This is a genomic window from Acinetobacter sp. NBRC 100985, from assembly GCF_000241225.1.
Lineage (GTDB): Bacteria > Pseudomonadota > Gammaproteobacteria > Pseudomonadales > Moraxellaceae > Acinetobacter > Acinetobacter venetianus.
The window spans coordinates 63,396-86,201 of the sequence record NZ_BAEB01000036.1; the positions used below are offsets into that span (position 1 = coordinate 63,396).

Here is a 22,806-nt window from a genome sequence, read left to right on the forward strand (position 1 = left end):
GACCTCTAAAATTTACATCCAATCTATTCAATTATTTACCTGAATAGTTCTATGTATTACTCACTCGCTCATTGGCATGTTCAGGATCAACTGCTACAGCTAAATTAAAATGTTCAGGTGCTTTACCTGCGTGCAGAATCACAGGAACACTTTTCGAAGCAGGAATTTTTGCATATTTATCATGGCTACCTAAAGCAACCAGTGGGTTTGTTTCAGGATAATATGCTGCTAAGCTTCCTTGAGGAATGTTGTATGGCACAATACGGAAACTATGCACAATTCGCTTCACACCATCAGAGAATACACTCTCAATATCAACCCACTGATCTGCTACAAATCCAGCTTCATCAATATCTGTTTGGTTCATGAACAATACACGGCGCTGCCCAAATACACCTCTATAACGATCATCTAAACCATATAAAGTGGTGTTGTACTGATCATGTGAGCGCGTAGTCATTAAGGTATAAACTTTCTGTTCACTATATGCCGCAGCATATTGATTTTCTTGATCTTCGTAGACTTCATCTATTGGCGTAATCAAGAATTGTGCTTTACCACTTGGCGTATGCCAAACGTGCTGATTAGCAGGATGTTCTAGATGAAAACCACCCGGTTGATATACACGCTGATTAAAATCATGGAACTCGTCAAAAACATCGGCAATAGAGTCACGAATACGATCATAACTTTCGATATACCAACGCCATTTGACATTTGTTTCAGGCAATGCCGCTTCTGCCATACGTGCAACAATATCAGGCTCGGACAAAATATTTTCAGAAATTGGAGGATTACGCCCTGCAGATAAATGCACGTTACTCATCGAATCCTCAACCGAAATCGCTTGCGGACCATGAACTTGTATATCAATTTCAGTACGACCTAAACAAGGCAACATCAAGGCATCTTGACCACAGACCAAATGGCTTCGATTAAGTTTAGTTGTAATATGTGTCGTCAAAGCGCAACGACGCAATGCCTCTTGCGTATAAGGCGTATCAGGTGTTGCAACCGCAAAGTTACCGCCTAGCCCAATAAAGACTTTAACATCGCCTTCATACATCGCTTTAATCGTATCAACGACACCATGACCATGTTTACGAGGTGATTTAATGCCGAATACACGATCAATACTATCTAACATTTGCTCACTAGGATTTTCGTTAATGCCCATGGTTCGATCACCTTGAACATTACTATGACCACGAACTGGACATAAACCAGCACCCGGACGACCAATATGTCCTCTAGCTAACAACAGATTTGCGAGCATATGGATATTGGCTGTTCCATGACGATGTTGAGTAATTCCCATTCCCCAACAGAAAATCGCTTTTTTAGAGTCGAGGAACATTTTGGCAATCGATTCTAAATGTTCGGGTAACAATCCTGTGTACTTATGAATTTTTGACCATTCTGTACGATCAATTTCAGCAAGCATTTCATCAAAGCCAACTGTATTCATCTCGATAAAACTTCGATCAAATACGCTTGCTTTGCCTTTCGCAATGGCTTTTTTATCCCATTCCAACAAATGTTTCATTACGCCAAACAGTAATGCATAATCTCCACCAATTTTTGGTTGAAAATAATATCGGCTGATTGGCGTACTACCATTCGTCATCATTTCTAAAGGCGCTTGAGGGTCTTGGAATCGTTCTAAACCACGCTCTTTAATTGGGTTAATTGCAATAATATTGCCACCACGTTTAGATACTTCTCTCAGTGTTGCGAGCATTCGTGGATGATTTGTTCCGGGATTATGGCCAAAGCTAAAAATAGCATCGGCTTCGTCAAAATCGTCGAGGATAACCGTACCTTTACCTAAACCAATCGAATCTTTTAAACCGACACTTGTGGTTTCATGGCACATATTCGAACAATCAGGAAAATTATTCGTTCCAAAGCTTCTGACAAACAGCTGGTATAGAAATGCAGCTTCATTACTTGCGCGACCAGAGGTGTAAAAAGCAGCTTGATCTGGATGTTCTAAAGCTTGTAAATGTTTTGCAATCAACTGAAATGCTTCATCCCAAGAAATCGGAACATATTTATCTGTCGCAGCATCATAGCGCATCGGATCAGTCAAACGTCCGAGATCTTCCAAATAAAAGTCGCTTTGTTCAGCAAGCCAACTTACTGTATGTTCAGCAAAAAACTCAGGTGTAACTGTTTTGCTCGTTGCTTCAAATGCGACTGCTTTAGCTCCGTTTTCACAGAAATTAAATGCATGCGCATCTTTTTTCTCAGGCCATGCGCAACCTGGACAGTCAAAGCCTGTTGGTTGATTAATATTCAGTAAGGTAATAGAACCCTTTTTTAAGATATCTTGCCGTTTAAGGTTTCGAGCGACACTCAGCAATGCGCCCCATCCACCAGCTGGTTGAGTATATGGCTCAATTCGAGCGTAGCCATTATTTTCTTGCGTATTTATGGTCTGTTCTGAATTATCCATGGAATCGCCCTCATCTGAGCTGTCATTTGTGCCTATGGTTATTACACTTAACATGAAATGAGGTTATTTTCTATTTTTGTTTTGTGTGATCATTCATCTATAAAATAGAAAAAAGCCTAGTGAAACTAAGCTTTTATCATAATTTTTTCGTTCATTATGCTATGTAAAAAATTGATTCAGCTGCTTAAAAACAGTTCATTAAAATTCTACTATTCACCCGACAAAGAACATTCAAAATTGGCTTTATCGACTGAACAACGAGCTTTCTTTAAAACACTCATCATACTGACATCGTAGATCCCACGTTGTGTTAGCTCAATACGTCCATCACGCATCATTTTTTGATATTTGAGTTTATCTTCTGCTGTTAAATTCATTTTATATTTTGCAGGAATTTCAGCTTCTAGCTTTTTGATGGTAGCAAAAGTTTTAGGTAGTTGTTTGACAAACCAATCTCGAGATTTCTGCCCAAAACCTGCTGGGAATTTCTCAGGACGTAAAACAAGATTTGCTGTCACTTGTAATACAGGAAAATTATACATCACCCCATTTGTGCCTAAACCCTTACTTAACTCTAATGGTTTATAAGCGTATGCTGGCGCACCAATCATATCGACCTGACCATTATTAAACTTGGCAGCGAAGTTCGAAATATCTGAAAGTACAGCTTGAGCACCTACGCGCTGAACTATTAATTTTTGAGCATCGTCATAGCCTAATACTGCAAATTTTTTACCTGCTGCTTTTTCAATCGAATTGATGCTTTTGTCACGAACAAAAATGAATGCTGAACCTAGAGGAGAAATACCTGCAACTTCATATTTATTGCCGCTAAGATTGGTTGTCATTTTCGCCGCATTACGTGGATCGGAAACAAATGTAATCGCTCGTTTTGCAATTTCATCACTCGGAACACCACCTAAAGAATCAATTGATCCAACAAACTTATTATATGGTCGTGCGCGCATAGAGGTCATTGCAACTGCATCACATTTACCTGCTTTAAAATTATTGTCAGCAACCTGTTCATCTGTAAGTGCCACGAGATTTATATCTGCGCCCCAACCTTTTGCGGCTAAAGCCCAGTCTTGCATTCCTTTATATGCTTCGCCTGACTTGCCTAATAAGTCAAACACACATACATCTACTGCCGCTTGAGTTGAAGCAGATATCGCTAAAATTGAAGTCGTTGCGAGCGTAAAAGCCATTTTTTTCATTTTTACTTCCTTTCACAAACATAATGTTTGTTTTTATACATTCAATAGTTAAAACTTTTTTAATTAAAAATGATCATCCAGATCATTTTTAAACTCACACAGATAAATCACCGTGTTTATTCTTAATAAAGAAAACACCTTCATCTGTTTGCTTGAACAGCTGGGGAACGCGCTAAATAATCTAAAGCCTGTTCTGTATTCCCTTCAGTTTCAGGATGAAAGTTTGGTGAAATCCAACGAACAATTGCTTTCGTGATAAACGTTAATGTCGGAGCATTGTCTGTTGCTTTCGCTTGTTTCTGATAAATCGGTAATAATCTGAAAAAGTTGCGATTAAAAATCTTTTGTATCTTTGTATCAGGATCTTGTTTGCCTAAATCACGCGCGATATCAGCTAGCATGTAAATAAAAATAGGAAAAACAAGCATCATCAAAAACTGACGATAAAGATAAAATAAGACAGGGTTCGGTATCATTTCTTTAAATAGATCAAACGCGACACAACGATGTTCCACTTCCTCAGCTAAATGCCAACGGAACATATCAGCAATCACTGGGTCTGCTTTATCCCACGAAGTATTGTCCATACACCACTGTCCAAGCACACCAGTAAAGTGCTCAATCGCAGCAACAACACCTACCCGAGTAACTAACCAGAAATGCTCTAAAGACTTCTTTTCTAATGCTTTAATACCTAGTGGACGATCACCTAACAAAATCGTGAATATCCAATTAATTTTTTTAAAAGCAGGTTCTAGATCATAATCATGTTGCTTCAGGAATTCTTGAGCAGTTTGATGAGCACGAGCGTGGGTCGCTTCCTGTCGAATGAATCCTTTGACATCATCCATCAATATCGGATTATTCAGATATGGGAGAGTCTTATTGTAAACACGACAAAACCAGAACTCTCCCGCAGGCAAAATTAGGTTAATCCCATTAATTAAATGTGAGCATATAGGATCATTTGGAATCCACTGTACTGGTGAATTTGAAAAGTCAAATTTTACAGATCGTGCAACCAATTTGTGGTGTTGCGTTTGTGCGTTCATATTGATCTCAACTTGTAACCTAGTAAATTTCTAACTTCTTGAAAATATCTTTTAACTGGATATGACATTGCTTACTCTCCGCTTAAAGAACATTCAAAATTGGTTCTCTCTACAGCACATCGCGCACGTTTTAAAACTCTCATCATGACAGGGTCATACACACCAAGATGTGTAAGTTCAATGCGGCCATCTCGCATCATCTTTTGGTAACGATGTCTATCTTCGGAAGAAAGAGCTTGTTTATATTTCGCAGGAATATCCGCTTCTAAACGTGCAATCGTGGAAAAATTCTTTGGAAGCTGCTTAATTGCCCATGCCCGTGATTTCAGTCCAAAACCTTTAGGGAATTTATTAGGTCGGATAATGATGTCTGCGGTTAAGTTAATTACAGGAAAATCAAATATTGCCCCATTCGTTCCTAAACCTTTGGAAATTTCTAAGGGTTTATAGGCATAAGCTGGGGCTGCAATCACATCCACTTGGCCGTTATTAAATTTCTTAGCAAAGTCCGAAATCTCTGATGGGACACCAACCAACTCCAAACGCTCTACAATCATTTTTTGTGCTTGATCGTAATGTAAATAAGCGAACTTTTTGCCCTTGCCCTTTTCAATTGTATTAATCGTTTTATCGCGCACATAAACATACGCTAGACCAATTTGAGCAATTGCAGCGACCTCAAATTCATCATCATTTAATTTAGTTACTAAACGGTGCTTATTACGAGGATCTAAAGCATAGGTAATCGCTTTTTGTGCAATAGAATTATTTGTCACTGCTCCCAATGCATCAATCGAACCAGCAAACTTGTTGTATTTTCTTGCGCGCATAGATGTCATCGCAACACCATCGCACCTGCCTGTATCAAAATCATTTTGTGCTTTGGCTTCATCTTGATAAGGAATTAAATTTAAGTCTGCATTCCAAGCTTTTGCAGCAAGTGCCCATTCTTCTACTGATTTATAAGCCTCACCTGATTTACCGAGCAGATCAAATACACAAACATCCACTTTGGCTTGTACAGTCGTTGAATAAATTGTTATCGCGGTAATCAAAATTCCTTTTTTCATTCCCCACCCTAGCAATATTTGGAATGTATTTTTCTACATCACGGCAGTAATTTACGTTGATTAAAGTCAAGTAGACTTTGCTGACATGGCTATTTTTCAATAAAAGAAAATGTTGTAATAGTTCTGAATAAGCCATTTTAGTATCATTTTCCGACATGGGTTTTTATGGCAATAAATACAAAAATTGAGAAGACTGTTCCCGGAACATATATCGCATTAATGGTCGATGTGGTCTCTCGTTGGAATATTTCAGCAGATGAATTATTAGCTGGATCAGGTCTTAATACGGATCAATTGCTACAACCGTTATGGCGTGCTGATGCCAAAATCGTCATGGGGATATTGAAACGTGCATTAGATTTAACAAAAGTTCCAAATTTAGAGTTTGGGTTTTATTTAGGTATGCAAATGACAATTACCTGTCATGGGTTGATGGGTATGACTGCAATGCTCGCTGGGAATGTCAAGCAAGCACTGAATATTGCTCAAGAGTTTATTTCACTTCAATCTAGCATTCATAAAATAAAGCTCGAAGTTTTTGATGATCATGCTGCAATCATCTTCGAACAAACTGAGAGTTATTATTTAGACGAAGTCATCCAAATTGCTTTATTGCTTGGATTTGCACAGATGGGAAAAAGCATTTCAGGACAAGAATTAAGCGGGTTCGCGGACGTACAATTTAGTAAACCAGATTATTTTGATAAATTACTCCCATTAATTCCTGGCGAGGTCAGATTTAATCGTCCAATGACGCGCTTAGAATTTAATAAAGAAATTTTAGATTTTCCATTACTCCATGCAGATGCAATTGCAGAGCGCTTATCACGAGAAGAATGTAAGTCTCAATTGCGTAAGTTATTAAGACAAAATAGCTTTAGTAGCTCGATACAAGATCTCATCTATGATGAGGCAATGGGCATCAGTCCTCTATCTGACATTTTAAAAAAAATCGGAATCTCTGAACGTTCCTTACAACGAAAGTTAGAAATTGAGGGTACAAATTTTCGAGAATTAGTGGACAAAATCCGTTGTGAAAAAGCCATTCAACTGATCAAAAACCCTAGCTTATCTCTTGAAAATATTGCCAATCACCTCGGATACACCAATACCAAAAATTTTTCACGAGCCTTTAAACGCTGGACAGGAAAATCACCAAGACGATACTAATTTTTAGTATAAAAAAATTACTGGCAAGCGCTCAGATTGCCAGTAAGAGAGAAACTGATCTAAAACTTCGACAGGCTTATTGAGTTGAATTTTTAACCTCTACAGTAGTCTGTTTCTGCTGTTGCGAAGGCATATAATCAGGTTGATGACTGATAGCGATAAAGAAAAAGACGAGAAACAAACAACCTAATAAGATACTGATGCCAACTGCTAAATATGGAAATTTTGATTGCTCTTGTGACATGAGCTTTACTCCTAAAATATACAAAATTCAGTTATTCAATTCAGGCAATGGATAAGGCTTTATAACTTGCACCATTTTGAATACGGGTTTGTAGATACTCGGCATAAACCGACAATTTTTCAAAGATATGCTCTGAATAAAACATATCTTCGATCAAATGCTTGGCTTGTGAATGATTAAAATTTCCAGTTTGAGAGACCAAATTTGCGTTTAGATTTGAATACAAACCGCACACCTCTTTGTGCATCTCATCTTTGTTCTTGAACAGTAGTTTTCTGAGATGAATCATTTCATCTTGAATTAGGTTCTCAGATCGATCTGCTTTAATAACAAAGATTTCAACATTCAAATATTTCTGTAACTGTTTCAGTTGCTGTATATCCAAAGTTAAATGCGTGATTAAAAAAATCTGTGAAACATCTGCTCGACAAAGCGCTTTAATCAAACGACTAAATAAAAAGTCTTGCTCGGTGTTTACTTGATCAACCAAATCAATATGAAGTTTTAAACTCTGAATCACTTCTTCGATTCTCAGGTTTAGATTTTTCTCAGCCTGATAATATTGATTCAAAATGCTTAAAACAGACATTGAAACAGGCGTGCTATAGATCACAGGTTGATTTAGATTGGCAATGATAAATGGTGCAAATAAATAACCAAGATTATTATCATTTTCATCGATTTTCGCTTGAGCAATATATGCGACCTGATCTTTAGAAAAATCCCTTAGCACCTTTGCTCGTAACAATGTCGCTTCAAGATTTACATACTCAAACTGCAACTGCTCTTGTACAGCTTGCGATGGTGCTACACCATTGAACAGTTGTATGATCGAATTGAGTTCTTTCGTGATAAACATTGTGATACACCATTCAACCTAAATCATCATTTCTAGAGCATGAAAACCTTCAAATCATGCTCTGAGTTCATGCTGTTATTTTGAGCGTCTGGAAAGTTATTGAATAGCTACAGAGTTACACTAAAAAAATATAACAGATGCATGACTCACCAAAAATCTGTTATAAAATAATAATTATTTATGAAATCTAACAACTACAGATTAGGTTTAGACTCTAAATTTTATGTATAAATCAGAACAGCTAGCGCAAAACCTGAAGTTACTCATTGAAAATGGTACATGGCAACCACATACGAAATTGCCTTCTCTTCGAGAGCAAGTGCAACGTTCAGGTTTTAGCTTAATTACCGTGATGAATGCTTATCAAGAGTTAGAGTCTCAAGGTCTTATTTACTCTAAAGAAAAATCGGGTTATTTCGTTGCCGAACAAATTGCTTCTCAAATCCCACAAGCTTATTCTGTGGTTTCTTTAAATCCGAAAATTGAAATCAACTCACTTGTATTTAAATATCTCAAATCGATTCAGCCAAAACAGATTGTTCCTTTAGGCTCTGCTTTTCCTGATAGCCAATTACTCTATCCACCCAAATTAATTCAAATCATGGGACAACTGTCTCGAAATAGACATAGTTATGATCAGACCACCAATCTGCCACCTGGCAATCTTGAATTAAGAAAGCTGATTGCCCAACGTTATTGTATGCAAGGAATTCCGACCGATGCTGATGACATTGTGATCACATCAGGCGGCTTAGATGCACTTAACCTCTCATTACAAGCAATTACGCAGCCGGGCGATTATATTTTATTACAACAGACCATTTTTTATGGCGCATGGCAGGCTGCGGAACGCTTAGGTTTGAAGGTTATTACCATTCCTGAACATCCTCAACATGGTTTTGATCTTGAAGCTTTTGAACACGTTATAAAAACTTATCCAATCAAAGTATGCTGGTTCATGTTGAATGCACATAATCCAATCGGCTTTACCGTCAGCGATGAAATGAAATATAAAATCGCGAAACTTTTGCATGAACATCAAATCCATTTAATTGAAGATGATGTCTATGAAGAATTGTTTTATGGCTCTAAAAAACCATTGCCAATGAAATATTACGATCAGCAAAATTTAGTACTGCACTGCTCATCATTTTCTAAAACTTTGGGCTCTGGCTTTCGTATTGGTTGGGTTTATGCGGGTAAATTTTCTGAACATATTCAACACCTACAGCTCATGAGCACGATTTCTGCAAATGCATTGATTCAAAACGTGCTGGTTGAGTTTTTAGCGCATCATCATTATGAAAAGCATTTAAGAGTATTAAGACGCGCTTTGGAGAAGAATAAGAAACAATTTTTTAATTACCTGAAACAACATTTACCTGCTGATTGCCAAGTTTATAATTATCCAAGTGGTTATTTCCTATGGATTCAACTCCCTGAAAAAGTCAGTAGTATGCAAGTCTATGAAAAATTGATTCAACAGCAAATAGGTGTTGCACCTAGTCCTCTTTTTAATGTCTTGCCATCACATCAGCACTATATTCGTATGAATTGTTCTTTTGAATGGAGCGAGCAGATTAAGTATTCGCTGGAATTGTTTATTCAAACGATTCAGCATTCTATGTCAGATGAATGAAACTAATTTCTTTGAATGATACTTAAATTTTGATCCACCGAAACGTCATCCCAAAGCTGCGAGCGATTAAAAAGATCGTGTTTATCAACAAAGTTAAAGTAGGTGAAAAATTAAATAGGTTTTGTGGATGACAATGGTTTTGCTTACTTTTGCCGAATGAGAAACAACGTATCGTAAGGTAGAACGAACCGCAGGTTTATACTGAAACAAGATGGGGGTTCGATCAGACTCCACTCAACTCACTTATTACTATTTAAACAGCCTTAAAAATAATATCAATTCATTGTAATAAAAACCTTTTTCGATACTGACTTGGTGTCTCCCCAAAATTCTTTTTAAAAGCGCGAATAAAGTTGGTGGCTTCTTCATAGCCCACAATATCTGCGATATCCTGAATACTATATTGCTGTTGTTGTAATAGCTTTTTTGCTTCACTAAATCGCACTTCAGATAATATCTGAAGAAAGCTTGTTCCTTGAGCTTGCAAATGTCTTTTGATCGTTCTTTCAGACATATTCAAACGTTCAGCGATCATCGGTAATGTTGGATAACCATTGCTTGCATTGTAGAGTAACTCTAAACGAATACTTTTTTGTAGGTCTCGATGCGTTTCCTTAATCAACTTGCCTTTATCATTTTCACAGTATAAAAGTGCCTGCTGAAAAGACATTTGATCGGCATTTTGATTTTTACAATGCAGATATTTTTTTGGAAATCTGAAACCATTTCGTTTTTGATTAAAATTCAGAGAAATAGATGCTAATGAAATAGCCGTATAATCTTGTGATTGTAGCCAATCTAAATACACATCACACTCTTCGGCTAGTGCTTGTGAAAATAAAGCTAGAAAATGAATTGCTCCAAAAATTAAACTTTCAACGAGAAAAGCTCTTAATTGAGCTGATTGTTGTTCATTGCCTAATTTTACAGGATGAACATCATCTAAATAGACATAGACAAAGTCCTCTTCAACTCGACATTCGGGTACAAAATTTTGAATGCGTGTACAGAAATACTGTTGGCAGAGATTCAAAGCAGTTTCAACATCAGCACAGCTCAAAAAAGCAAATCCTAAAGCGCCATGAGACGTTGGGCGCAACTTCTGCCCATATTCAATTCCAAGACGATGATTACCCGTGAGTTGTAATGCGTTAACTACCAATTTAGACCATTGATGCGCGCTCATCTTGGCATCAGCATGTTTCATTTCTGAGAGGACAAGACCGCTGTTGTATAAAACAGTTGGATAATCAATACCATACTCATGAGTGATTTCTAATAATATGTGCGCATATGACACTGAAATTGTTTCTTGGAATAACCCAAAAGGATCACGCATAAAGTTACTCATGTCCTAAAATGATCATTAATATGGCATAGTCTCACCTATTGAGCGAGTCTTATATTCGAAATAATCAGTCAACGAATGATGAATATAAGCTCAGGAGTTGCTGAAATGGCAACCATGTCTCTCGATAAACAACAATCAATTTACATTTTGACATTACACAATGGTGATCATGAAAATGCATTGAATAAAGTAGTCTTAGAAGAATATCTAGAAATTTTTGATGAAATCGAAAGTAATCAAAATAATGCTAGCCTCATTATTCGAAGTGATCACGCCAAGACTTTTTGCAATGGTTTAGATTTAGCTTGGCTCATGCAGCAATCAATCGAAGAGAAAAAAGCCTTTACAGTTCAACTTGAAAATATGTTGCTTCGACTAGCGCTGCTCAATTTACCTGTGATTGCTGAAATCAACGGTAATGCCTATGCTGGTGGCGCAATCTTGGCTTCAGCATGTGATTTTAGATTTATGCGTGCAGATAAAGGTCGTTTCTGCTTCCCAGAGGTCAACCTCACTATTCCATTCACCGATACAATTGCTGAAATCGTGCAATTGCTGCCAAATCGTCATGCAACATGGGAAATGGCATTAACCAGTAAAACCATGACGGGTCTTGAATGTTTACAATCTCAAGTTGTCAGTCAAATTCACCCCGTTGAATCATTACAAGCAGAAACTTTGAAATTTGCTGAGGAAATGGCACAAAAGCATCGTTTAACTTATGCTGTGATAAAAACACAACTACGCAATCGTCTTGTACAGATAGCAAAACAACGCCAAATTTTTGATCAAGAAAAGTATGCACATCCATTTATGATTTAATTCGCTTTTTTATAAAAATACAATGAGGAATGATGATGAAAAATATGCAAGGAAGAACAGTTTTTATTACAGGTGGTAGCCGTGGAATCGGCAGAGCGATTGCTTTAAAAGCTGCTCAAGCGGGAGCAAATGTTGTGATCGCGGCTAAAACAGCAGTGGAAACGGCGAAGCTATCTGGAACAATTTATAGTGTTGCTGAGGAAATCGAAGCGGCAGGTGGCAAAGCACTTCCCTTAATTTTAGATGTACGTCATGAACAACAAGTTCAGCTCGCCATCCAACAAGCAGCATCAAATTTCGGTGGTATTGACGTACTCATCAATAATGCAGGTGCAATTGCACTCACTGGTATCGAATCAACTTCGTTAAAACAATATGATCTAATTCAGAATATTAACCATCGCGCGACATTCATTTGTGCGCAAGCGGCTTTGCCCTTCTTAAAACAATCGGAAAATCCACATATTCTTAGTCTATCTCCACCCGTAAATATGTCACCCAAATGGTTAGGTATGTTATCCCCTTATGCACTGTCTAAATATGGAATGACGATTCTTACTTTAGGCATGGCCGAGGAATTTCGCCATTATGGGATTTCTTGTAATACCTTATGGCCAGAAACCTATATTGCAACGGCAGCTGTATCAAAGAATTTAGGAGAGGAAAATACACAACACGTCAGTCGTAAACCCGAAATCATGGCTGATGCAGCCTATACAATTTACACCACTGCAAAAGGTGAGCTTAGTGGACATAGTTTGACTGACGAACAAGCATTATCTAGAGTCGGTATCACTGATTTTGGACATTATGCTTGTATTGAGGGAAATACTAATCTACAGAAAGATTTTTTCCTTGATTAAAAATAAAAACGACCTTAAAACATTGGTTTTAAGGTCGCCGAATCGTGTTCAGATTAAACCAATTAACCTGGGAAAATACCACGTTCTTTACGCGCTTTTAAGATACGCTCACAACCTAAAATGAAGGCTGCAGTTCTCAACGTACAAGCTTTTTCACTTGAAGTGTGCCATACATCATTGATCGCTTGGATCATTAACTTATCAAGTCTTTCGTTAATTTCTTCTTCAGACCAGAAGTAGCTCGACATATCTTGTACCCACTCGAAGTAAGATACAGTTACACCACCAGCATTACAGATTACATCTGGAACAATCGTTACGCCACGTTGAACTAAAATATCGTCAGCTTCAGGGTAAGTTGGACCATTTGCACCCTCAAGGACTAACTTCGCAGTTAATTTTTGAGCACGTTCTACAGTAATCTGACCTTCTAATGCAGCTGGAATTAAGATATCCATCTCCACATCCCAGAATGCTTCATCACTGATTGCTTGCGCACCAGCAAATCCACCAACACCAGGATTGTTTTCAAGATAGGTTTTCAATGCAGCTACATCAATGCCTTCAGGGTTTGAAATCGTACCCGTATGATCTTGGATCGCAACAATTTTAGATTTTGAATCAGCAAATAAATAAGCTGCTTCACTACCTACGTTACCAAAACCTTGAACTGCAACCTTAGCACCTTCTAAAGGTAATTTAATTTTTTCAGCAACTTGTTGACCCGTGATAAATACACCACGACCAGTCGCTTTAATACGGCCTAAAGAACCACCTAAATGAACTGGTTTACCTGTTACAACGCCAGTCACAGTGTGACCTTGACCAGATGAATAAGTATCCATGATCCAACCCATTACGTTTGGATTTGTACCTACGTCTGGTGCTGGAATATCTTTTTGAGGGCCAATAATATGACCAATTTCACTAGTATAACGACGTGTTAAACGCTCTAACTCACGAGGAGATAGTTGACGTGGGTCAACACGAATACCACCTTTTGCACCACCAAATGGTAAGTTTACAACAGCAGTTTTAATCGTCATCCACGCAGAAAGCGCCATGACTTCATTTAAATCCACATCAGGATGGTAGCGAATACCGCCTTTACCCGGACCACGGGATAAGTTGTGCTGAACACGATAACCTTCAAAATGACGAATCGAACCATCATCCATTACGATTGGCACATCAACGATTAAAGCACGCTTAGGACGTTTCAGTGTGTCAATGTAGTCTTTGAGATCATCTAAATATGGCGCAACACGATCGATTTGTTCGAGGTAAGTTTGCCATGGACCGTCATTTTGGGAGACATAAGATAAATTAGACATTGTCTATCCTTATAAAACTAAAATTGATGGATCAACGCAGCCGATCCATCAATCGAATAAGTAATTAAAAATAATATACGCGGCTAATTTGGCTGTACGATTGTCCAAATCAAACCGTGGATTGCATTCAGCCACATCAAAAACACGAATTTTTCCTGTTTTCTTAATGGCTTGTAACAATGGTTCAAAGACTGTTAGATCAATTCCTTTGACCGCTGGCGCACTGACACCGGGAGCAATGCAGGCACTAAATACATCCATATCTACTGTAATGTATAAGTGGTCGATTTTTTCTATAAAACTGTTAATTTTTTGTTCAAATGATCAATATTTAGTAAGTGAAGTTGCTGATCGTATATATATTCGCAATTCAGTCGATCAGCGGTTTCAAACAGCACTTTTGTGTTTGAATGTTTTGCTACACCGATACATAAATAATGAAAATCTTGCTGATGTTGTTCGGACAATTTTGCAGCGTTTAAGAATGGTGTACCTGAAGTAACTTGTTCAGCTTCACGTAAATCAAAATGCGCATCAAAGTTGATAATTCCAATTTTTGCATTCGGCTCGTTGTTGCGAATATATTGAAACAATCCTGAGAAACTTCCAAATGCAACTTCATGACCACCACCTAACACCACAGGTTTAATGCCTTGTTGCAGCGTTCTTTCTACGCAATCAGCTAATTCAGTTTGAGCTTGCTCTAATTGACCTTGATCACAAACTACTGTGCCCAGATCAACAATACTGATCGACTGGTGGACTGGAAGGTTTGCGAGTTGTGCGCGAATCATATCAGGTGCATCTGCCGCACCGATTCGCCCTTTGTTACGCTTTACCCCTTCATCCGAACTAAAGCCAATCAATGCATATGAAGGGTGCTGGCTTGTATTGACCACTTGATGTAGGCGTAAGTGAGCTTCACCCTCACCATCATTTCGACCTTGCCACTTAAATGAATGATTCATAATGCTTCACTATTTTAAATTGTGTTAGACCTTAAACTAAGATTTCATTGCCATGACGAACAATACGCTTAGATAAATCGCCACCGAGCCAATAAACAACCTCTGAAGGATGTTCAATATCCCAAGCAATAAAATCAGCGACCTTACCCTGTTCCAACGAACCATGCGTGTTTTGCAATCCAAGCGCATATGCAGCATAAAGCGTAACACCAGCCAAGCTTTGTTCAGGCGTTAAACGGAATAAAGTGCTGCCCATATTCAACATAAGGCGCAGCGATAGGGTTGGCGAAGTCCCCGGATTTAAATCCGTTGATAGTGCAATACGTACCCCATGCTGATGCAAAAGATCTAAAGGTGGGAATTGCGTTTCGCGTAATAAATAAAATGCGCCTGGTAATAACACCGCAACTGTACCCGCAGCAGCCATCGCCTTGACATCATCTTCAGTCATATATTCCAAATGATCGGCTGACAATGCATGGTAACGCGCAGCTAGACTCGAACCACCTAACGATGAAAGTTGTTCGGCATGAAGCTTCACAGGTAAATGAAGCGCTTGAGCTGTCTGAAATACACGTTCAACTTGCGCTGGAGAAAATGCCAAATGTTCACAGAATGCATCTACCGCATCAACTAAACCTTCCTGATGCAGTTTAGGCAGCATTTCTGTACAGATATGCTCAATATATACATCGCTCTGATCTTTATATTCAGGCGGTAAAGCATGTGCAGCTAAACAAGTACTTTTCACTGTCATCGGTAGCGTATCAGCGATTTGGCGAATCACACGGAGCATTTTTCGTTCGTTGGTATAATCCAAACCGTAACCGGATTTAATTTCGATGGTTGTTACACCATCTTGAAGTAAACAGCGAATTCGTTTCAATGCAGATGCAAGTAATTGTTCTTCGCTCGCCTCGCGCGTTGCACGCACTGTACTGGCAATCCCGCCCCCACTCGCTGCAATTTCAGCATAGCTCACACCTTGCAAGCGTTTTTCAAATTCAACGCTACGATTGCCACCAAAGACACTATGCGTATGGCAATCAATAAAACCCGGTGTTACCCAAGCACCAACTAAATCTACTATCTCTGCATAATCATTAGGTGGAATATCTTGTTGCGAACCTATCCAGTGAATGATTTCACTATCAGTAACGATTGCAGCATTTTCGATACTGGAATATTGTCCATTTTGCATGGTTGCAATATGACAGTTTTTCCAAAGCTTTTTCATTGACTATTCCTCAAATGACTCAAGCGCAATCTGCGCTCAAGTCATTCTGTTATTAGCTTTCCATTTTGATACTTGGTGATAGATGATCATCAACTTTGACAGCATTCGGTTTAGGTTTGACCCAAATGTTGTATGCAATACAAAGTAAGATTAACCACGTAATGCCCACATAAATTGCTGGTCGTGAATCAGGAAAATATCCCATCATTGCCAAAATAAACACCATAAATGCAATTGCAAATGCAGGTGCATATGGCCAACCAATCACTGGGAAATCGAGCTCTTTGATTTGAGCAGATGATAATTTACGGCGCATCGCAACTTGTGAAAGTAAGATCATCAGCCATACCCAAACTGTGGCAAATGTAGCGATTGAGGCAATGATGATAAATACATTCTCTGGAATCAGATAATTCAACACCACGCCAATCAACAATACACCCGCCATCACCACAACAGTCATCCAAGGCACCCCATTCCGAGAAAGCTTTTGGAAAACTTGTGGTGCTTGACCACGATTTGCCATACCAAACAGCATACGACCTGCACCAAACACATCACTGTTAATGGCAGATACAGCTGCTGTAATTACCACAATATTTAAAATCGTTGCCGCTGAACCAATCCCTAAATTTTCAAAAATTTGTACAAATGGGCTGCCTTGGCTACCAATTTGATTCCACGGGAATATCGACATTAAGACAAAAATTGTTAGTACATAGAACAATAAGATACGTACTGGAACTGCATTGATCGCTTTAGGAATAGAGGTTTTAGGATCTTGAGATTCACCAGCAGTAATCCCAATGATTTCAATACCACCGAATGCAAACACCACGACTGATAAACACGCAACTAAACCTGCGATACCATTCGGCATAAAACCTTCATGTACCCATAAATTTTGAATACCTGTAGTGAAACCGCTGTGATCCGCATGGAATCCGTAGAACATGAGTCCTAAACCACCTAAAATCATCGCAACAATCGCAGTGACTTTGACAATCGATAACCAAAACTCGAGTTCACCAAATACTTTGACATGTATAAGATTGATCGCTCCTAGGAACATAATCAGCGATAAAATCCAAATCCATCGAGGTACATCGGGATACCAGAATCCCATATAGATCCCGAAAGCAGTGACATCAGCCAAAGCGACAATGATCATTTCAAAAACATAAGTCCAACCCGTAGTAAAACCTGCCAATGGACCAATGTATTGAGAAGCATATTCACTAAATGAACCAGAAACTGGATTTTGAACAGCCATTTCACCTAATGCACGCATCACGATATAAATTGCAATCCCTGCAACGATATATGCGAGCAAAACTGAAGGGCCTGCCATTTTTATTGCTGTTGCAGAACCGTAAAAAAGTCCCGTTCCAATCGCTGAACCTAAAGCCAAGAAACGGATATGACGGGTGTTTAAACCCCGCTGTAATGTGGAGCTCTGTGACATTATTATCTCCAATCCTTAGGAAATTTAGTTAGATACGACCACTCCTAGTGGTCGTTTTATAGATCACATTTCAGTTAAGCTAGGCTTGGCAGTAGCTTTTCGATCAGTAATTCGTTTAAGCAGCCACTAGCTAACAATTCACTTGCTTGCTCAATATCAGGTGCAAAGAAACGATCTTCACTGTAGTAAGGCACTTGATCACGTAGCACTTTGCGCGCACGTTCAAGTTTAGGAGAACTTTTTAAACCTTCACGGAAATCTAGACCTTGGCATGCACCAAGCCACTCTACCGCTAAAATCCCGCGCACATTATCAGCCATGTACCACAAGCGTTTACCCGCATTCGGCGCCATCGAAACATGATCTTCTTGGTTTGCAGAAGTTGGTAAGCTGTCAACACTTGCTGGATGCGCCAGTGCTTTGTTATCACTTGCCAAAGCTGCCGCTGTCACTTGCGCAATCATAAAGCCCGAATTCACACCACCATTTGCCACCAAGAATGGTGGGAGTTGTGACATATGGCGATCCATCATCATTGAGATACGACGCTCAGATAAAGAACCAATTTCAGCCAAAGCCAAAGCCAAGTTATCCGCTGCCATTGCGACAGGTTCAGCGTGGAAGTTACCGCCTGAAATCACATCGCCTTCAGCTGCAAATACCAATGGGTTATCTGATACAGCATTGGCTTCGATTTCCAATACTTCTGCGGCTTGACGAATTTGAGTTAAACAAGCACCCATCACTTGCGGTTGGCAACGTAATGAATAAGGGTCTTGAACTTTGCTACAATCTTCATGTGAATGTGCAATCTCACTAGATTCAGTAAGTAAGTCACGATAAGCAGCTGCCACATCAATTTGACCACGTTGACCACGGACTGCATGGATACGTGCATCAAATGGCGCGCGTGAACCCAACATTGCTTCTACACTTAAGCCGCCACATACTGTCGCAGCAGCAAATAGATCTTCTGATTCAAATAGACCACGTAATGCATAAGCAGTAGAAACTTGCGTACCGTTAAGTAAAGCTAAGCCTTCTTTTGCTGCAAGTGAAATCGGCTCTAAACCTGCTTTTTTCAAAGCTTCAACCGCAGGCAACCATTCACCTTTGTAACGTGCTTTACTTTCACCAAGTAATACCAAAGACATATGCGCCAAAGGTGCTAAATCACCAGAAGCACCAACAGAACCTTTTAATGGGATATGCGGATAAACTTCTGCATTAATCAATGCAAGAATGGCATCAATCACTTTACGGCGAATGCCTGAAAAACCACGCGCCAAACTATTTGCTTTGAGCAGCATAATTAAACGTACCATCGCATCATCCAGTGCTTCACCAACACCAGCTGCATGCGAAAGAACCAAAGAGCGTTGTAATTTTTCTAAATCTTCAGGTGCAATTTTAGTCGATGCAAGTAAACCAAAACCAGTGTTGATACCGTAGGCAGTACGCCCTTCATTTACGATTTTTTCGACGCAAGCGACACTGGCATTGATCGCATCCGATGCGCTGTCATCTAACTTAACTTTGATCGGATTTAAATATGCTTTGCGGAGATCAGCTAGCGTAAGTTTGCCGGGTTGAATAAGAAGTTCCATGTTGGCGTCCTGTTTTGCACTCTATTGTTCTCTTACGATGCTGCTTGCACAATTGCAAAAAGCACCGTAATCGTTATCCATGTATTTTTATTGCGTGATCATTGGCAAGTTCAAACCTTGCTCTTTCGCGCAATCAATCGCGATGTCATAACCTGCATCAGCATGACGCATGACCCCTGTTGCTGGATCATTGGTGAGTACACGAGCAATACGCGCTGCTGCTTCATCTGTACCATCACATACAATCACAACACCAGAGTGTTGAGAAAAGCCCATACCTACACCACCACCGTGATGTAATGACACCCAAGTTGCACCGCCAGCTGTATTTAATAAGGCATTGAGTAATGGCCAATCCGAAACGGCATCTGAACCATCTTGCATTGACTCTGTTTCACGGTTAGGACTCGCAACCGAACCTGAATCCAAGTGGTCACGACCGATCACGATTGGTGCCGAAAGTTCACCACTACGTACCATTTCATTGAATGCTAAACCTAATTTTGCACGTAATCCTAGACCAACCCAGCAAATACGCGCTGGTAGACCTTGGAAGCTAATACGTTCACGTGCCATATCTAACCAACGATGCAAATGCTCATCATCAGGAATTAACTCTTTTACTTTTGCATCTGTTTTATAGATGTCTTCTGGATCACCTGAAAGTGCAACCCAACGGAATGGACCTACACCGCGACAAAATAATGGGCGAATATAAGCAGGAACAAAGCCTGGGAAATCAAATGCGTTTTCCACGCCTTCTTCTTGCGCCATTTGACGAATGTTGTTGCCATAATCAAATGTAGGTACACCCATTTTTTGGAAATCAAGCATTGCCTGAACATGCTTCGCCATAGATTGTTTAGCAGCTTTAACAACTGCTTCAGGCTCAGTTTTCGCGCGTTGACGATATTCTTCCCATGTCCAGCCAATTGGCAGATAACCATTCAATGGATCATGTGCGCTGGTTTGATCTGTGACCATATCAGGATGGACACCACGACGAACCAGCTCAGGTAAAATTTCAGCAGCATTGCCATGCAGTGCAATCGAAATCGCCTTGCCTTCTTTAGTATATTTTTCAATACGCGCTAAAGCATCATCTAAATCAGTTGCTTGCTCATCGACATAACGGGTACGTAAACGGAAATCGATACTGGCTTGTTGGCATTCGATATTCAGTGAACATGCACCAGCAAGTGTTGCAGCCAATGGTTGAGCACCGCCCATACCACCTAAACCAGCAGTAAGTACCCAACGACCAGTTAAATTGCCATTGTAATGTTGGCGACCGGCTTCGACGAAAGTCTCGTAAGTTCCTTGAACGATGCCTTGACTACCAATATAAATCCAAGAACCCGCCGTCATTTGACCGTACATTGCAAGACCTTTGGCATCCAATTCGTTGAAATGCTCCCAGTTCCCCCAATGCGGTACTAAATTCGAGTTTGCAATTAAAACGCGTGGCGCGTCTTTATGCGTTTTAAATACACCAACAGGCTTGCCAGATTGAACCAATAAGGTTTCATCTGTTTCTAAGTTTTTAAGCGTTTCAACAATCTTGTCAAAGCATTCCCAGTTACGTGCAGCACGACCAATCCCACCGTAAACAACAAGCTCTTTCGGATTCTCTGCAACGTCAGGGTCAAGATTATTCATCAACATGCGTAACGGTGCTTCGGTCAACCAGCTTTTCGCATTGAGCTTTGTACCGCGTGGTGCGCGAATTTCTATGTCACGAAATTTTGTTGTCATTGTAGTCACGATCGGACTCCTTCCTTTGAGATTTAAACCGCAAATTAAACTGCTTTTACTGTATAGCAATGTATTAACTTGTATATACATCCATATACTACACAAATCTTTTATCTTGAAAAGATGCATTTCATTCCATTCATAAAAATAAATTTCAAAGCAATGAAATAAAAAGATTTATTTTTTAAATCTCAATAAAAAACCCATACAACTACAAATTGTATGGGTTTCAAAAAAGTAAGGAAAAGTTAAATTTTTGTGAGTTCGATTAGACAAGTTTGCTTTAATTGCTGTTCAGTTAAAACAATACTTTTCAATCGTTTTTCTTGGTCAATCAAGAGACTTTCTTGATGTTTAAGATGGAAGATTTGTTGATCAATTATAATTTCCAATGCTTCAAGACTTTGATTAAAAATGAAAACCAGATCAGCCGAGCTGAAAATCTCAGTTGTTGAAGTTTGAGTAATCCAGTGATAGCGAGCAAGCAATTTTTGCGGATCATAAATCAAATTAAAATCACGGACTGTTCCTGCAATTAACTCACAACTCACGGCACTACTTCCGCTGAATTGCGCGGACTGCAAAGTATTGAGTTGTCTAGCCTCACCGTCAATATGCAACACAAGTCCCTGACCCTCTAGCACCGTCAAGATACGTTGTAGACCAGAAAATTTAGAAAAGTCACCTGATGTTTTGACATCAGCCATCGAAATACGCCAGTCAAATGCGTCTAAGTCATCACCTGCACTTCGGGCAAGCTCAATTGTATAGCCAGCACCATTTTTCCATCGCATCTTTTTATAATGAGTTAAGTCTCGATGCTCAATCATTGGGTAAACTTGCCTTCAAGGTAATAGCGGCTACCCGGATAAATCAATCGTGCACTAGAGATGAGTTGTTTGTTCGACCATGTACGACGACGAATCAACAAACAAGGTTCAGTTTTATTGATCTTTAACCATTTACTTTCCTGAGCAGAAGCTAAAATTGCAGTGACTACATGCTCACCCTCTGTAACAGGCGCTTTTGACATGAGATATGCATTGGGCGTAATCGCAGTAAAATCTTGTGCCAGATATTCAGGAATCAAAACAGGATCAACCAAACGATCCTCTATTTGCACAGGCACGTCATTTTCATAATGCACAATAATTGAATGAAATAATTTTTGTCCTTCTCGCATTTGCATCAAAACACTTTGTTCAGTATTCGCTTGAATTTGCTCTAAAATCAAAACCTCTGCACGATGCTTATGATTACGCGCAATAATTTCTTCAGCAATATTATTCACATGAAATAAAGCAGTTCGTCCTTGCCCTTCGGCAACAAAAGAACCTACGCCTTGGATGCGTACAAGTAAGCCTTCACTGGTGAGTTCACGTAATGCACGATTGACTGTCATGCGACTACAGCCCAGTAACTTTACCAATTCACTTTCAGAAGGAATCTTTTTATTTACCGTCCACGTTCCTTCGTAGATCTTCTGTGAAATCATTTGTTTCACACGTAAATACAAAGGAACAGGACTGTCTTCAGCTAAAGACAAGTCCAGATCAGTCTGCTTGGAAGCTGTTGACATCGACTAAAACTCATACAAAAATACCCGAAGTCATTGTAAATGAATTTTTGAATATTTGTATATACAAGCTTATACAAATAAGTCATCTGAGTTGCCTACTAAATCGCGAATCTCTC

Annotated in this window: 18 protein-coding genes and 1 pseudogene; 4 read left to right on the forward strand and 15 right to left on the reverse strand. The window is 39.3% G+C overall.

All coding sequences use genetic code 11. The annotated features are described in order from the left end of the window. Positions 1-49 precede the first annotated feature (49 nt). From ACT4_RS13185 to ACT4_RS13200, 4 genes are all read right to left on the reverse strand, one after another. Positions 50-2,458, reverse strand: coding sequence for an FdhF/YdeP family oxidoreductase (locus ACT4_RS13185; protein WP_007482867.1), 2,409 nt, complete (start codon positions 2,456-2,458; stop codon positions 50-52). Positions 2,459-2,667: 209 nt separating this feature from the next. Then, positions 2,668-3,675 (reverse strand): putative solute-binding protein, encoded by a 1,008-nt coding sequence (locus ACT4_RS13190; protein ID WP_007482868.1) that lies wholly within the window; start codon positions 3,673-3,675, stop codon positions 2,668-2,670. Positions 3,676-3,815: 140 nt separating this feature from the next. Next, positions 3,816-4,727: a metal-dependent hydrolase gene (locus ACT4_RS13195; RefSeq protein ID WP_007482870.1), complete on the reverse strand. Its 912-nt coding sequence runs from the start codon at positions 4,725-4,727 to the stop codon at positions 3,816-3,818. 71 nt (positions 4,728-4,798) lie between these two features. Next, the gene (locus tag ACT4_RS13200; protein WP_007482872.1) at positions 4,799-5,797 is read right to left on the reverse strand and encodes a putative solute-binding protein; all 999 of its coding nucleotides are present in this window, start codon (positions 5,795-5,797) and stop codon (positions 4,799-4,801) included. Positions 5,798-5,962: 165 nt separating this feature from the next. Between ACT4_RS13200 and ACT4_RS13205 the strand changes: the two genes are divergently transcribed. Further along, the gene (locus ACT4_RS13205) at positions 5,963-6,967 is read left to right on the forward strand and encodes an AraC family transcriptional regulator (RefSeq protein WP_007482874.1); all 1,005 of its coding nucleotides are present in this window, start codon (positions 5,963-5,965) and stop codon (positions 6,965-6,967) included. Between the two features lie 76 nt (positions 6,968-7,043). On the opposite strand, the gene ACT4_RS17120 is transcribed toward ACT4_RS13205, so the two are convergent. Beyond that, positions 7,044-7,211, reverse strand: coding sequence for a cbb3-type cytochrome oxidase assembly protein (locus ACT4_RS17120; RefSeq protein WP_007482876.1), 168 nt, complete (start codon positions 7,209-7,211; stop codon positions 7,044-7,046). A gap of 40 nt (positions 7,212-7,251) precedes the next feature. Next, entirely contained in the window at positions 7,252-8,070 is an 819-nt protein-coding gene (locus ACT4_RS13210; protein WP_007482879.1) for a hypothetical protein, read from the reverse strand. Between the two features lie 223 nt (positions 8,071-8,293). Between ACT4_RS13210 and ACT4_RS13215 the strand changes: the two genes are divergently transcribed. Then, a complete protein-coding gene (locus tag ACT4_RS13215; protein ID WP_007482881.1) occupies positions 8,294-9,709 on the forward strand; it encodes a PLP-dependent aminotransferase family protein in 1,416 nt (471 codons plus the stop codon). 280 nt (positions 9,710-9,989) lie between these two features. On the opposite strand, the gene ACT4_RS13220 is transcribed toward ACT4_RS13215, so the two are convergent. Next, complete coding sequence (locus tag ACT4_RS13220; RefSeq protein WP_007482883.1) at positions 9,990-11,048, reverse strand: AraC family transcriptional regulator; 1,059 nt, start codon at positions 11,046-11,048, stop codon at positions 9,990-9,992. Positions 11,049-11,165: 117 nt separating this feature from the next. Between ACT4_RS13220 and ACT4_RS13225 the strand changes: the two genes are divergently transcribed. Next, positions 11,166-11,882 (forward strand): enoyl-CoA hydratase/isomerase family protein, encoded by a 717-nt coding sequence (locus tag ACT4_RS13225; protein ID WP_004880244.1) that lies wholly within the window; start codon positions 11,166-11,168, stop codon positions 11,880-11,882. A gap of 35 nt (positions 11,883-11,917) precedes the next feature. Next, entirely contained in the window at positions 11,918-12,745 is an 828-nt protein-coding gene (locus ACT4_RS13230; protein WP_007482886.1) for an NAD(P)-dependent oxidoreductase, read from the forward strand. A 62-nt stretch (positions 12,746-12,807) separates the two neighbouring features. Here ACT4_RS13230 and ACT4_RS13235 read toward each other — a convergent pair whose 3' ends face one another. The 8 genes and pseudogenes from ACT4_RS13235 to hutC all read right to left on the reverse strand — a co-directional run bounded on the left by ACT4_RS13235 (position 12,808) and on the right by hutC (position 22,690). Continuing rightward, positions 12,808-14,079, reverse strand: a complete 1,272-nt coding sequence (locus ACT4_RS13235) for a Glu/Leu/Phe/Val dehydrogenase (RefSeq protein ID WP_007482888.1) — start codon at positions 14,077-14,079, stop codon at positions 12,808-12,810. A gap of 48 nt (positions 14,080-14,127) precedes the next feature. Then, positions 14,128-15,047 (reverse strand): annotated as a pseudogene (gene hutG, locus ACT4_RS13240) (formimidoylglutamase). A gap of 31 nt (positions 15,048-15,078) precedes the next feature. Next, positions 15,079-16,284: an imidazolonepropionase gene (gene hutI, locus ACT4_RS13245; RefSeq protein ID WP_007482893.1), complete on the reverse strand. Its 1,206-nt coding sequence runs from the start codon at positions 16,282-16,284 to the stop codon at positions 15,079-15,081. 52 nt (positions 16,285-16,336) lie between these two features. Next, positions 16,337-17,749 (reverse strand): amino acid permease, encoded by a 1,413-nt coding sequence (locus ACT4_RS13250; RefSeq protein WP_007482895.1) that lies wholly within the window; start codon positions 17,747-17,749, stop codon positions 16,337-16,339. A gap of 74 nt (positions 17,750-17,823) precedes the next feature. After that, a complete protein-coding gene (gene hutH, locus ACT4_RS13255) occupies positions 17,824-19,356 on the reverse strand; it encodes a histidine ammonia-lyase (protein ID WP_004880255.1) in 1,533 nt (510 codons plus the stop codon). An 87-nt stretch (positions 19,357-19,443) separates the two neighbouring features. Further along, complete coding sequence (hutU, locus tag ACT4_RS13260; RefSeq protein WP_019384744.1) at positions 19,444-21,111, reverse strand: urocanate hydratase; 1,668 nt, start codon at positions 21,109-21,111, stop codon at positions 19,444-19,446. Between the two features lie 248 nt (positions 21,112-21,359). After that, positions 21,360-21,941, reverse strand: coding sequence for a HutD family protein (locus ACT4_RS13265; RefSeq protein WP_007482899.1), 582 nt, complete (start codon positions 21,939-21,941; stop codon positions 21,360-21,362). Beyond that, complete coding sequence (hutC, locus tag ACT4_RS13270) at positions 21,938-22,690, reverse strand: histidine utilization repressor (RefSeq protein ID WP_007482901.1); 753 nt, start codon at positions 22,688-22,690, stop codon at positions 21,938-21,940. The genes ACT4_RS13265 and hutC overlap by 4 nt, the downstream gene beginning before the upstream one ends. Positions 22,691-22,806: the final 116 nt, after the last annotated feature.

Bases quoted from the DNA above. Each gene is read 5' to 3' on its own strand.
- ACT4_RS13225 (WP_004880244.1), top strand. From the start codon at position 11,166: ATGGCAACCATGTCTCTCGATAAACAACAATCAATTTACATTTTGACA.
- ACT4_RS13200 (WP_007482872.1), bottom strand. From the start codon at position 5,797: ATGAAAAAAGGAATTTTGATTACCGCGATAACAATTTATTCAACGACT.
- hutI (WP_007482893.1), bottom strand. From the start codon at position 16,284: ATGAAAAAGCTTTGGAAAAACTGTCATATTGCAACCATGCAAAATGGA.
- ACT4_RS13215 (WP_007482881.1), top strand. From the start codon at position 8,294: ATGTATAAATCAGAACAGCTAGCGCAAAACCTGAAGTTACTCATTGAA.
- ACT4_RS13220 (WP_007482883.1), bottom strand. From the start codon at position 11,048: ATGCGTGATCCTTTTGGGTTATTCCAAGAAACAATTTCAGTGTCATAT.
- hutU (WP_019384744.1), bottom strand. From the start codon at position 21,111: ATGACAACAAAATTTCGTGACATAGAAATTCGCGCACCACGCGGTACA.
- ACT4_RS13195 (WP_007482870.1), bottom strand. From the start codon at position 4,727: ATGAACGCACAAACGCAACACCACAAATTGGTTGCACGATCTGTAAAA.
- ACT4_RS13265 (WP_007482899.1), bottom strand. From the start codon at position 21,941: ATGATTGAGCATCGAGACTTAACTCATTATAAAAAGATGCGATGGAAA.
- ACT4_RS17120 (WP_007482876.1), bottom strand. From the start codon at position 7,211: ATGTCACAAGAGCAATCAAAATTTCCATATTTAGCAGTTGGCATCAGT.
- ACT4_RS13190 (WP_007482868.1), bottom strand. From the start codon at position 3,675: ATGAAAAAAATGGCTTTTACGCTCGCAACGACTTCAATTTTAGCGATA.
- ACT4_RS13235 (WP_007482888.1), bottom strand. From the start codon at position 14,079: ATGTCTAATTTATCTTATGTCTCCCAAAATGACGGTCCATGGCAAACT.
- ACT4_RS13210 (WP_007482879.1), bottom strand. From the start codon at position 8,070: ATGTTTATCACGAAAGAACTCAATTCGATCATACAACTGTTCAATGGT.
- hutC (WP_007482901.1), bottom strand. From the start codon at position 22,690: ATGTCAACAGCTTCCAAGCAGACTGATCTGGACTTGTCTTTAGCTGAA.
- ACT4_RS13230 (WP_007482886.1), top strand. From the start codon at position 11,918: ATGAAAAATATGCAAGGAAGAACAGTTTTTATTACAGGTGGTAGCCGT.
- ACT4_RS13250 (WP_007482895.1), bottom strand. From the start codon at position 17,749: ATGTCACAGAGCTCCACATTACAGCGGGGTTTAAACACCCGTCATATC.
- hutH (WP_004880255.1), bottom strand. From the start codon at position 19,356: ATGGAACTTCTTATTCAACCCGGCAAACTTACGCTAGCTGATCTCCGC.
- ACT4_RS13205 (WP_007482874.1), top strand. From the start codon at position 5,963: ATGGCAATAAATACAAAAATTGAGAAGACTGTTCCCGGAACATATATC.
- ACT4_RS13185 (WP_007482867.1), bottom strand. From the start codon at position 2,458: ATGGATAATTCAGAACAGACCATAAATACGCAAGAAAATAATGGCTAC.